The sequence below is a fragment of the Niastella vici genome (assembly GCF_002077945.1).
In the GTDB taxonomy this organism is placed as follows: domain Bacteria; phylum Bacteroidota; class Bacteroidia; order Chitinophagales; family Chitinophagaceae; genus Niastella; species Niastella vici.
Genome location: NZ_LVYD01000113.1, coordinates 86119 through 98744 on the forward strand (window position 1 = coordinate 86119; position 12626 = coordinate 98744).

8 protein-coding genes are annotated in these 12626 nt (G+C 43.0%); 7 read left to right on the top strand and 1 reads right to left on the bottom strand.

Annotated elements, in window-relative coordinates; translation table 11 throughout:
• The first annotated feature begins 591 nt into the window (after window positions 1-591).
• The 7 genes from A3860_RS36715 to A3860_RS36745 all read left to right on the top strand — a co-directional run bounded on the left by A3860_RS36715 (window position 592) and on the right by A3860_RS36745 (window position 11658).
• Complete coding sequence (locus tag A3860_RS36715; RefSeq protein WP_158085478.1) at window positions 592-3627, top strand: sensor histidine kinase; 3036 nt, start codon at window positions 592-594, stop codon at window positions 3625-3627.
• Window positions 3628-3702: 75 nt separating this feature from the next.
• Window positions 3703-4326 (top strand): response regulator, encoded by a 624-nt coding sequence (locus A3860_RS36720; RefSeq protein ID WP_081155584.1) that lies wholly within the window; start codon window positions 3703-3705, stop codon window positions 4324-4326.
• Between the two features lie 126 nt (window positions 4327-4452).
• Window positions 4453-5634: an OmpA family protein gene (locus A3860_RS36725; RefSeq protein ID WP_081155585.1), complete on the top strand. Its 1182-nt coding sequence runs from the start codon at window positions 4453-4455 to the stop codon at window positions 5632-5634.
• 25 nt (window positions 5635-5659) lie between these two features.
• On the top strand, window positions 5660-6832 hold the full coding sequence (locus tag A3860_RS36730; RefSeq protein WP_081155586.1) for a hypothetical protein: 1173 nt from the start codon (window positions 5660-5662) through the stop codon (window positions 6830-6832).
• Between the two features lie 20 nt (window positions 6833-6852).
• Window positions 6853-7809, top strand: a complete 957-nt coding sequence (locus A3860_RS36735; RefSeq protein ID WP_081155587.1) for an RICIN domain-containing protein — start codon at window positions 6853-6855, stop codon at window positions 7807-7809.
• 9 nt (window positions 7810-7818) lie between these two features.
• A complete protein-coding gene (locus A3860_RS36740) occupies window positions 7819-9912 on the top strand; it encodes a tetratricopeptide repeat protein (protein ID WP_081155588.1) in 2094 nt (697 codons plus the stop codon).
• Window positions 9913-9918: 6 nt separating this feature from the next.
• On the top strand, window positions 9919-11658 hold the full coding sequence (locus A3860_RS36745; protein ID WP_081155589.1) for a hypothetical protein: 1740 nt from the start codon (window positions 9919-9921) through the stop codon (window positions 11656-11658).
• Window positions 11659-11847: 189 nt separating this feature from the next.
• On the opposite strand, the gene A3860_RS36750 is transcribed toward A3860_RS36745, so the two are convergent.
• A complete protein-coding gene (locus A3860_RS36750) occupies window positions 11848-12585 on the bottom strand; it encodes an SDR family oxidoreductase (protein WP_081155590.1) in 738 nt (245 codons plus the stop codon).
• Window positions 12586-12626: the final 41 nt, after the last annotated feature.

Genomic DNA, 12626 nt, shown 5'->3' on the forward strand with positions numbered 1-12626 from the left:
TAAAATGAATAAATAGTCAAGGGTACCTCAATTGTGAGATAGACTAAATGGCATTGTAACTGGCCAAAAATCAGGTGAAAGGAATTCTACAGGATGTTGGTACGGAACTGTTTGGCGTGAATATTAAGCGAAGTAACTGATCAGAGCGTCTATTATAAATTTAGATAATATTTTCTGAAAAAGCAAGTGTTTTCAAAACATATTAACAAGGTTCAAATCTACAATACAAAACTCAATGTTTGTTCGCGGATAGCTTTCAATTTTTATGGCCTATAAATTTATTGGTGTAAGATCTAAGAGATATTTATTAGTCACAGGAATGTCCTACCGAAGGTTCCGTGCAACATTAAGCTTCATCGTTGACGCTTCGTACCCGACGAAGCTTAGTTGTTGTACGTTGTGCTTTTCTCAAGTCGTTTCGCTATTGGATTTGTGGTGTTTTTGTTCCACATTTTTTATTCTTTGCTTGGTTTTGTAAAAATATAAGCTCAGGAAAGGACGGCCGGCATATCAACTGTAAGGGAAAATTCAATGGAATATTTTTTCAGGACGGTAATTAATTTTGATTATCTTAATTCATAAATGCTGCTTTTGAGAAAAAAGGGATTACTTTTCTTATTTATCATTTTTGGCTATGGTCTTTGCGCTCAATCGAAAGTCGATAGCCTGGTATTTTATCAACTCAACGAGCAAAACGGGTTAAGCGATAACCTGGTAAACTGTTTTTTCCAGGATAGTAAAGGGTTTATGTGGATTGGCACTGAAGATGGACTGAACAGGTACGACGGTTCTGCTTTCAACGTATATAAATCAAAAAATAAAACAGCTACTGAACTGGCCGATAATGACATCCTGTCCATTACAGAAGACAGGCAACATCATTTGTGGATCGGCACTAAAAATGGCCTGAGCCAATACGATGCGGCTACCAACAGCTTCCATACCTGGCGAACGGAGGATGGAAATATAAACAATATACTGAAAGACATACTAATTGATTCAACAGGAACAATATGGCTGGCCACTTTAAATGGATTGCTGAAGTTTAACAGTAAAACCAATCAATTTACCAGCTATCTTAATAACACCATTCCGGCAGGCTACGTGTACGGAAGATCCAATCACATCAATAAAATTTTAATTGATACAAAAAACAGGTTCTGGCTTTGCACCTATAACGGAGTGTGGCGTTTTTATCCGGCATCGGCACAGTTTGAACAATACATCGGCAAGAAAGATATTCCATCGGGGGAGACCTTTACCAATACCATTTTTGAAGATGCTTATGGAAAGCTATGGCTGGGGCTGGCTGCCGATGGAGTACAGTTATTCGATCCCGAAACAAAAACCCTAAAAGATGAGCTCAACGGAAAAGTGAAGGGAAGTAACCTTAACAGCATAACTGCCATCAGGGATATACAGGGTCATTATCTTTTGAATGCCGGTATTTTTCAATTCAACCCGGTTGCCCGAACCAGTCAGCCGCTTGTGCCGCAGACACCCGCCGTTGCTGAATTTACGATCCGGAAAGCGTATACGTCCAAAGACAACCTGCTGTGGTGGGGTACCGACAAAGGTCTACGGATTGTTGACCTCAACAAAAGGTTTTTCCACAATCTCATCCTATCTTCAACACCTGTTACGCACCAGTCGATATCCCTGCTGCAAAAAGGAAATGCATTGTATATTGGCGCCAGTGGAAATGATTTTTTGAAATTGTATGATTCCACTTTCCGGTTGCAAAAAGAGGTATTGGGTAATAAAAAAATGCCGGCTTTACTTAACATAGTCCGGGAAGACGATAGCAATATATGGCTTTGTACAGAAAAAGGTTTGGTTTTACTTAATGAAGAAAACAGCTGCACCAAAACATTTCGCATTACAAACGAACCCAGCCCGCCAACAATAAATTTTATCAGCAACCTGTTCATCGATTCGCGCGGCAACCATTGGGTATTTCCCTGGCGTAGCGGCATTTGGCAGATTGATAAAAATACCGGCAGGTTTAAAAAAATATTCACCGGTTTTTTAAGGGAGAATAATGAAACTAAAAAATTACTGGTTGCATGGGCTGTGGAAGATGCTACGGGTAACATCTGGATGGCCGATTTGGATGAAGGCGTGATTCATTACAATCCTGCATCGGGCACTTTTTCAAAACCAACTGAAAAAGCATTTGGCAAACGCTATACGTTAACCAGCCTGTTACTGAACGGAGATTGGGTGTGGGGTGTTATTACAGGAAAGGTTTTTCGCATTCACATCCGCACACAGCAAATAGAGCAATGGAATATTCCTGACGAGTTTAACACAGATGTACATGGTTTTTGCCAGGATATGATCGGGAACTTATGGATTACCACCCGAAAAGGGTTATTATCTTTTAATAAACAAACGCACCTGTTCAATAGGTATACTACCAATGATGGCCTGATGGAAAATACCATGACGGAAGCATTGTGGCCTTTGCAAAACGGAAAAATTATATACACTGCACCAACCTACCTCACCATTTTTGATCCTGCTGAACTATTACAGTTCAATACAGCCTCGCCGGTACTGTTAACAGCCGTTTACTCGCAGAACATGAGTTGCTATGTGCAACAGAAAAGCAACGGAGGAAAATTCGTTGACCTGGATTATACCCATAACAATTTCACGTTTCACTGGGCCGTGCAGAACTATAATAATCCTTTGCTAAACCAGTATTACTATAAAATGGAAAGGGTGGATGCCGACTGGAAATATGCCGGTAATAAAGGCATCATTCAATATGCGGGTCTTTCGCCGGGCAAATATATTTTTAGAGTGCGGGGTGCGGGCAGCAATGGCGTTATTAATAAGCAGGGCGACTACGTTGTTGTTATTATACATTCGCCTTTTTGGAAAACGGCCTGGTTCGTTATAATAATTGGTTGTGGTGTGCTTACTCTATTAGTGATGGTTATCCGGTATATTTCTCAAAGAAACCTGCGTGAAAGAATTCTGAAGCTCGAAAAGGAACAGGCCATTGAAAAAGAAAGGAATCGCATCAGTCGCGACATGCACGACAGCCTGGGAAGCGGTTTAACTAAAATTGCCATTTTGAGCGAAGTAGTAAAAAAACAACTGCAGGAACCTGAAAAAGCCAAACAGCAACTGGAAACAATTGCTGAATCATCAAGAGAGCTGGTAGATAACCTGCAGGATATTATATGGGTATTAAACCCGCAAAACGACACCCTGGAAAGCCTGGCCGCTTACATCAGGGAATATGCATTACAGTTTTTTGAACCCTTTGAAATAACTACCCGGTTTTATTATCCCGAAAAGTTTCCAGATATAAAGTTGTCCGATGAGATCAGGCGAAATACCTTCCTTACAGTAAAAGAAGCATTTAATAATATTGGTAAACATGCCTGGTGCAATAAGGTGGTTATTGGCATTGAACCAAAAAGTGGTGCGGTAATAGTAACGATACAGGACGATGGAAAAGGGTTTGATGCCAGTGAGGTACGGCAGTTCGGGAACGGCTTGCTGAATATGCAGCATCGCCTTAAACAGGTAGGGGGCGAATGCCGCATCTGTGCTGAAAAAGGAAAAGGTACGCACATAAGCATAGAAATACCGTCTAACACTTTTGTGTGAGCACAGCGAATAGATTCCTGTGCTATTTTTATATATTAAAATCCTTTCTTTTGAAATTATACGGGGGAGTTGCTTATGATTCACATTGTTATTATAGAAGATATCAAAGAAATTCGGGAAGGTTTGCAAATGCTTATCGACAGCAGCGATGGATTTGTGTGCAACAAGGCATTTGCTACGGCCGAAGAAGCCATTGCAGAGATACCTGCTATTTGCCCTGATGTGGTATTAATGGATATTCATCTTCCCGGCATGAATGGCATTGAAGCCATGAAAAAACTAAAACCGCAATGCCTGCGTACGCAGTTTATTATGAGCACCATATATGAAGACGATGAAAAAATATTTGAATCGCTCAAAGCCGGCGCCAGCGGTTATTTGCTAAAGAAAACAGCGCCTTCCAGGATCCTGGATGCCATTGTAGAAGTATTTGAAGGCGGCAGCCCTATGAGCTCGCAAATTGCGCGGAAAGTAATTACCTCTTTTCAGCATAAAGATTCCATTGACGAAGTAGATATTCTTACTCCCAGGGAAAAAGAAATCCTGAAAGCCCTTGCCAAAGGACTGCGCTACAAGGAAATTGCTGATGACATGAACATCAGCATGGAAACCGTTCGCAGCCATGCCCGCAAAATTTATGAAAAGCTACAGGTGCAAAGCCGCACCGAAGCCCTGAATAAAATATACGGACGACGCTGACGCTTCTAAATGTTATAATGTCCCACTTATATTAAAGCTCACTGAAAGACAGCTGACCTGCTTCTTCTAACACTTTTTTGTGATTGCCCTGCTTCGCCCAAAAGAACAACTTTATAAAAAAATTATATGAAAAAGTTGTTAGGCCTGCTGTTTCTATCAGCCCTTGTTATGGCGCCTGCACATAGCCAGTTGAAAAAATTAAAAAGTAAAGTAGCTGAAAAAGTTGATCAGGCCATTGACAAAGGCCAGCAAAAGGCCGAAGAGAATGTAGCAAAGGCCCCTGCTGCAACACCAGGTACTAATCCGGTGAATGCCGGTGGGGAGCCTGCTTCACCAGGTTTAAAAATATATAACAACTACGATTTTATTCCCGGCGATAAAATATTATTTGAAGACCATTTTACCGATGACCAGGATGGAGAATTTGCTACTCATTGGGAGCTGAAAAGCGGCCAGGCTGTGTTAAATAAAGTGAATAATGAACTGGCCATGCACCTTACCGATGGTAATTATGCAGTAGTGGCACCCAGGATGAAAACCGAAAAATACCTGGCAGACGCGTATACCATTGAGTACGATTATTATCATGTGCCCAACGCCTTTGGTGTAGTTATACAACTAAAGGGCTATGATAAGGTAGAAGGACTCGACAGGGAATCGCCTCTTTTCATTGGAGAAAACAACGTTAATTTTTCGGGAACCGCCGGGGGAGTTAAACTTTCAAGAGATTACTCACCCGACCTGGCTGCCAATTTCGACAATAATTGGCACCATGTGGCCATTGCCATAAAGAACCACCAGTTGAAAGTATATGTTGACCAGTTCAGGGTATTGGTAATCCCCGATACCAAAGAAGACTATACCAGTTTAAGTTTTGCCGGTATTGGTGATGAAAAGAACCCTGTTATCTTCAAAAACGTTCGTGTTGCAACCGGCGGCGGCATGAATATGATAGGCAAAAAATTTACCGATTCAAAAATAGTGACCCACGGCATCAACTTCGATTATAACAAAGCCATCATCAAACCCGAAAGCATGGGTACGTTGAATATGATTGTGCAGGTAATGAAAGACAATCCCGATGTTAAATTTGAAGTAGGCGGCCATACTGATGGCGATGGCAACGATAGCTACAATTTAACCTTATCGCAGCAACGCGCCGATGCGGTAAAGGACCAGTTGATAAAAATGGGTATCGATGCCGCGCGGCTTACGTCGAAGGGATATGGCAAAACCAAACCCATCAGCGACAACAATACGCCCGAAGGAAAAGCCAATAACCGCCGGGTTGAATTTGTAAGAAAATAGCTCATCACCAAATAATTCCGCTGATATGTTTAGTAGAACTGCTATCGTGCTTTTTATTGGTTGCTGCACCATTACCATTCTTCGCAGCCAGGCACAACCCAACAATATCCTGAGCGTGCCGGGAAAGATTGGTAATTATTCCGGGAAAGAAGGTCCGCCCAACGTGTTAAACAACAGCGGGCTGGATGTAGTAACGGTGAACACCATGAAAACATACATGTTGAAGATAAACGGTGTGGCTGAAAGTTGTAGCGACTTTCAGCAACCCAAAGGATTTGATCTTCACGTACAGATTTCGGTTGATAGATCGTCGCCTTATGAGTATCCGGTGCAGCATGTAATTACAGCCGATAGCTGGTTCGCTATTCATGAATTGTATAAGAACGAAAACGGGAAAACGGTGGCTAATGAAGAAACAGGGGCAGGGCTTTTTATAAAGGCGAATTGTTTTTTAAAACTTTTCCCTGATGAATCGGGCGGAGCCTGCGACGAATTTCAACTGCCCCGTTTTTTCTTTAAAAGGAATTTTGTAATAAAAGATTCCACAGGCGGGTACCTGGTACTGGAAAACGGCACCCGGATCATAACCAACGGCCGGCCGCTTTATATTGCTTATACCAGGGAACAATACCTGCAGTTTTTAATAAAGGAAAAGGTGCTTGAAGAGCAAAAGAAAGCGCTGCAGGATCTTAAAGATATGAAAGAAAGGGCCGCTACGGCTCCCGACGGGCATAAGGTAACTGCTGCCGACGAGAACAATGAAAAATATAGCTACATGCTGGTCATACTTAATAACGCCGGCAAAAATATTACTGCAGCACAGAACAATGTTTCACAGGTTCAGCAAAAGCTAACGGCATTAAATGCACAGTTAAAGAACATTCCGGCAGAAGAAAAACACAAACAGGCCTATATGTACTTTAATACCGATGCCTATGCAGAGAAAGACGAGAACGGGAAAGCAAAAGATGCAGACAAATATTTTGAGCTGACCACCGAAAGCGATCCGCATGGTATGGCAGTATGTACACCCAACCCGGCGTATTTCAATGCTGCACTTCCCAAAACCAGCCTTCAGTTAATTGCCATTGTAAAAGATGTAGATACCCGGTTTGTGCAGGGACCTTATATAAGGATTATTGACCGGGTAAGCGATTGCATTGATTACAAAGCCCTGAAAAGTATGATACAATACTAAGCGATCATAAACAAAACGGTATGCGAAAATTGTTGTTATTCCTATTAATGGCCGGGCAGCTTTCGTCCTTTGGCCGGCAGGTATTTCCTGTTACTGATTCTACTCCCGTCACCAAAGACGGGCTTACATTCGGCTACAGCATTGTTAACGAACAGGAAAAAGAAGTAAGCAAGGGAAATGCCAGCCGGTATAAGGTGAAGTTTTTTATCACCAACACCAGCGATCAGGCAAAAATATTATTGCGTCCGCAGGGATCGGGTTTGTTGGTCAGCACTACTTCGTACTACCTGGTGCAGTTCAGATGCCTGAACGCTACCGGCGCCCGGCTTACAAACAAAGAAATGAGCCTGCAGGCAAAGCCATGTGTTATAGAGGCCGTTATAGAAGATAAAGATTGTTCTTCCGACAAAACCATACAGAAAGAGCGGCCTGCCAATATCGGCTTTTGGTTAAGACCGAACGAAACCATCCAGGGCAGCTGCATATTCATTGTTCCGCTAAATGAACGGCCCAACATTACAGCCACGTTGTTTCCTATGAATAACAATACCCTGGTGGGTACATTTTCACTGGGGCCCACCAGTAATCTGGCTGCGCAATTCCAGGGGTTTATTCGTATCAGGAACCTGGCAGCTAACAATTACCTGAATAACCAGCGGGGCCCTGTTGCCTGCTCAACCATCAGTTATGATTGGTTCAGCGCGCAATGGGAGCTATTACCGGTTGAGGGCACCCGCTACTATTTAATCCGCAACAGGCAAAGCAATCGTTTTTTCAGTATAGACAATAACGCTATGCTTTCCGACAACAGTGAAACAGCCAATGCCAGGTGGCTGATAGAAGAAACAGGTATGCGCAACACCTACACTATAAAGAATGCATCTACCAACGCCAAACTGGTTTTGCAAAACGATCTGTTAACTACAACAGATGCATTCACTACACAACCGAACATGCAATGGATCATTGAACAATAACACCATATCATGAAATTATTGATATTCCTGTTTGCTGTAATTACAGGCATGCATTGCATTGCCCGGGAAAAGAACGCTGTCTTTACACAATCCCTGTTCAAGTATCAGCAGCAGCACCAGGCCGGTGCTGGCGGGCAAAGTAATATGCCTGTTAAAGATGTTTCAAAACATGTTTCGGCCATTGCTGTGTTAGATAAAACCGCTATTGTTCAATTGGCCGCAGGGCTTCAGGCACAGGTTAAACCTGCTATAGATGGCGTGTTGTTGCACGAGCTGGAAATCGCATTCGCTAAACCCGGCGGCGATACCAGCGCTGCCGCCACGGGCATGATGTGGTGGATAGCGGGCAACAACAATGCGGCAGCCATCTGGCTTCTTACCCTCGGTATTCAAAAAAATGCCGACTCCTGGTATGTGAATAATCTTGGCGTTATTCTTAAAAGCAAAGGATTGTATGATAAAGCATTTCAGTGTTTTGTTTATGCCGATAAAAACAGGCAGCCGCTTTCGGCAATTGTAAAAACAAATATGGGGTGGACAGCCGCTTATTACGGCGATTTTGAAGCAGCAAAAAAATATTTTACCGATGCGTTGAAGTTAAGCAACGATCATGATGGCGCCCTGGAGGGACTGGCAACCATTGCCTATGTGGAAGGCGACAGTAAATCGCTGATGAACTATTTATTCAAACGGATCAAATGCAACAGCGGGGGCGGGAATGCATCGCAACAAATAGCGCCGGGTATGATTGATGTGATAGAAGAAAGTTACAATACCGCCGACGTGCGAAAAGCCGACCCTTTTGAAAATCACCTGTTCGATAATAATAACGAAAACGACAACCAGCCTAACCCCGGTGGCGGGGCGAATATGCTGCCGCAAATGCCGGCGTTGACTGCTTACTTTTCCTATGATGCGTTTGGTCTTTATGAGCACATGGATGATATACGGCAATTAAAACAAGAAATTTTACTGGAACAGAAAAAAGCAGCAACAGCTATATCACGCGAACAAGCTGCCTTACCCGCCTGGAAAAAAGAACCCTACCGCGATGAGCAGGGCGATCTCATCATTCCTTATAACTACGAACCGGAATATAAGCTCTTTCAACGGGTAACGCTTGAATTTAATAAGCGCGACATATGGATTGGCAAAAAAATGATAAAGGAGGAGATGGCATTTAATAACACTATACGAATGGGCGATCAGTTAACGAAAATGATCAATGCCTGTGCGGGCCAGGCCGGTTCAGATTGTATGTGCCGTTGGGCTAAACCCAACTTAGCCGTAGTGAACAGTGATTATTCAGGTTACTTTGGTTTCTGGAGCAGGCTGTTTAAACAATGGCTTGATAACGTGAACTGGTATATTGCCAGCACATCGCCATTTATAAAACGGGTACATCATCCGCAATTGAATACCTGGTTGAATCATAAGCGGCAGGTAGAAGTACAAAACTATTTAATGACGAAATACAGTGCCTGGCTCGACGACTGTCTTCGTATAGGCGGTGAAGTGGATATATTGCATATATCGAAGCCATGCGTTGATAATCCGCCTGTAATATCCATTGCCGCAGCGGATGCAATCAATCCCCCTTTAAAGAAATTGCAAACCTGGCCGGAAAAATGTAATGTACCTACCGGGAATTATGATTTCAACAAAGCGCCGGCCGGCATCATCATGACCTGCGATGAATTGAAACTGCGGTTCGGCGCCCTGCACATCGATACAAAGTTTGGCGAAAAGGAAAGCCAGGATGTAACAAAGATCTACATCGGCAAAAAGCTGGAGAAATCTGCCTCAAAAGATGTAAACATCAGCGGGCACACAGTAGGCGAGTTGGGCCTGGGCGCTGAAGTGAGCCTGGATGCTTTTATAACTTTTCAAAATGGTCATGTAACGAATTATGGGGTTGAAGGAAGTGCCGACCTTACCGGCTCGGCTGCTGTAAAAAGCGGGAATGATAAAATTGATAAATACCTGCCTAACGGCGCCATTACAGCGAGCGGCGATTTTATCATCAGCGCCGAAACAGGCATGAAAGGTACGGCAAAGCCTGTAGACATGAGCGCCGGGGGCATTTTGCAAAACTTAAAATAATACAGGATGAAAAATATACTTTTAATACCCATCTTTTTAATAAGCTGTATAGCGGCGGCAGCGCAAACCAACATCGGCGACCCGTTTGCAACCGACGAAGATAAGATCCATGCGATTTTGCAAAACTTTTGTACCAATGCCTGGCCAAAGTACAAGGAAATAGACAACTGGATCAAAGCCCATAAAACCCTACCACCCGAAGTGCCGGTACCACCTGCGGTTGACCCTTTTTGTTATGACTGTTCAGCGCCCAAAGGAAAAGATCAAAGCGAAGAAAAGGTAGATGCCTTTGTTGCGAAATCGATGCAACCGGAAGCCGATATGATAAAAACCTTACTGGCCATTACAAGGGCCTGGACCATGCTGGGTGGCAAGGATGGATACCCGGCTGAGGAGTATGACCGGCTGCCTGAATGCATGAAAAAATTATCAGGTCAGGACATGCTGGGAAAAGTAACCTGGCTGGTTGAACGGGTGTATGAGGACAAAGCGTTGAAGATGGCAAAACAATATAAAACGCATCCCGAAATGGAGTATGCCGGTGTAAAATTTTTGCTGGCCTGTACACGCGGATATGCCCTGATAACAGGCGGTTCCGTTAACGACAGCAGGCCCATGACCTATGCTTCTGATTGGCTGCAAACTTATTTTGATAAATATGAAGAACGGTTAACCAAACAATATCAGTATAATCTTTTCCCCGCTTTTATTTACCTGCCGCGACAAATTGCCTTAATGCACGGCGGAGAAGGCCCGTCAATAGAAAATTTGCAGAAATGGATGACAAAGGTGACCGATTTTATGCATTTCAAATTAAAGGTTGATTTTGAAGCGCAGGGCCATGACGATAACGGCGGGAAATACCATGCCCTGGCAATCGGCGAAACAACCATTCAATGTAAATTACAGGAGGGTGGCTGTTATGTATGGGAACCTGTTGATGGCAATAATATGGAATTTAAAGTAGTGGATGTTGTGTTTACTTCCGACCAGGGCGTGGCCGTTTATAAAAGTCCGCAAACTTTTTCTGCGCCGGTTTCAATAACGGTGAATATGTGCGACGACAACCCGGTTTTTAAAATTGCTTTCAGCAAATTCGGCGGAGACAATGAAACCTATACTGCATCGGACGGCAGCGATTTCAATGCACCTATGTTAAACAGTCTGGCTATGGCTACACTAGGTTCGGTAAATATGGCTAAAATGCAGGTACAGGCGCAAAACATGCAAAGCAAAGCAGCGCAGTTCAGCGGAAAAGAAGCCCAGGTTGATGCAGCTGCCAAAAGATTGCGGGAGCACGGGAATGATCCCGGTTATATGCAAACAGCGCAGGGCAAAGCCGACATGGATATGATGCGCCAAATGGCAAAAGGGATGGGGTACGACCCTAACAACATACGACCCGACCCGGCTCGTATGAAAAACCTCGATAACCTGCATAAAGCCAATGAGGCCATGAAAAAACGAGATGCGAAAATGACACAACCCGGCTACCTGGGTTCGGAAGAATATTATAAAGACCAGGCAAACATTCAGCAACTGCAGGGCAATGTAAATATGAACGCAATCACCAATGCAGCAGGGTTAAATATGAATATGCTCACCATTGAGGCGCCTTTTAAAATAGGTGTTAAACAGGTAGTAGATAAAATTCAGAAAGATAAAATTGACCAGATTGCCGGTTCAAAAGGTGGCTGGGAATTCGGGCAATTTCATGTAACGCTTGAAAATATAGTTGCACAATAGAAGCATACTTCTATGTCACACTAAGCCGGCTTATCCTATCCGCAGGCATCGCATGCTGATGCCTGCCAGCACCTCTTCATACGTGTGCGCAATTATGAAAGACGATTCATTTTCGCTTGTATTAGCAGGTGCCATATTGCAAATACCCTGTTAGCGGTTCGTTGTTTCAGTTCTTATGATTAATCTTCGTTACCAAGGTATTTCTCCTGTTTCAGGATTATTTTCCTCACTAAAAAAATTTCCTGTTGGGCCATCATTGTCAATTAGAGCATATTTTACTATCCGTTTTCCGGCATCGTTAACAGTTCCGGGCCCACGATGTCCATTGAAATCTGTTTTTGTATATCCCGGGCAAACGGCATTTATTTTGAAGTTGGTATTTTTTAATTCGTATGCCAAAACAACAGTGTACATATTCAAGGCTGATTTTGAAGAAAGATACACAACGCCTTTGTAGTCGTAGTATTTATATGTTGGGTCGCTGTGCAGGGTAATTGAACCCTGACTTGAACTTACATTTACAATACGAGGTTCTGCCGACTTTTTCAATAAATCAATAAATGCCTGTGTAACTCGCACCACGCCGTAAATATTTGCATCATAAGCTGCTTTAAACTGGTCAATAGTTGAGTCAAGTGCCGTTTGTGGGTAACCACCGTAAATACCCGCATTATTAATAAGTATGTCCAACACTTTTGTTTTTTTACCTATTTCCTTACGGGCTTTAATTACTGATTCGTCATCTGTAATGTCAAGCTGAATAACTTCTACATTGTTTAATTCCTTCGCTTTTAATTTACCAATGGCTTCAATACCATTTTCTAAATTACGACTGCCGAGGTAAACATAAATTCCTTTTTGAGCAAGTTGCTTTACAACTTCAAAGCCAATGCTCTTGTTAGCCCCTGTTACTAATGCAAATTTCATTTCTTATGTGAATTTTATGAGGCAAAAGTAGAGGACCAAAA

Excerpts from the sequence above, each read along its gene's own strand:
- A3860_RS36740 (WP_081155588.1), top strand. The coding sequence starts at position 7,819 with ATGAAATTATTGATATTCCTGTTTGCTGTAATTACAGGCATGCATTGC.
- A3860_RS36720 (WP_081155584.1), top strand. The coding sequence starts at position 3,703 with ATGATTCACATTGTTATTATAGAAGATATCAAAGAAATTCGGGAAGGT.
- A3860_RS36745 (WP_081155589.1), top strand. The coding sequence starts at position 9,919 with ATGAAAAATATACTTTTAATACCCATCTTTTTAATAAGCTGTATAGCG.
- A3860_RS36730 (WP_081155586.1), top strand. The coding sequence starts at position 5,660 with ATGTTTAGTAGAACTGCTATCGTGCTTTTTATTGGTTGCTGCACCATT.
- A3860_RS36735 (WP_081155587.1), top strand. The coding sequence starts at position 6,853 with ATGCGAAAATTGTTGTTATTCCTATTAATGGCCGGGCAGCTTTCGTCC.
- A3860_RS36750 (WP_081155590.1), bottom strand. The coding sequence starts at position 12,585 with ATGAAATTTGCATTAGTAACAGGGGCTAACAAGAGCATTGGCTTTGAA.
- A3860_RS36725 (WP_081155585.1), top strand. The coding sequence starts at position 4,453 with ATGAAAAAGTTGTTAGGCCTGCTGTTTCTATCAGCCCTTGTTATGGCG.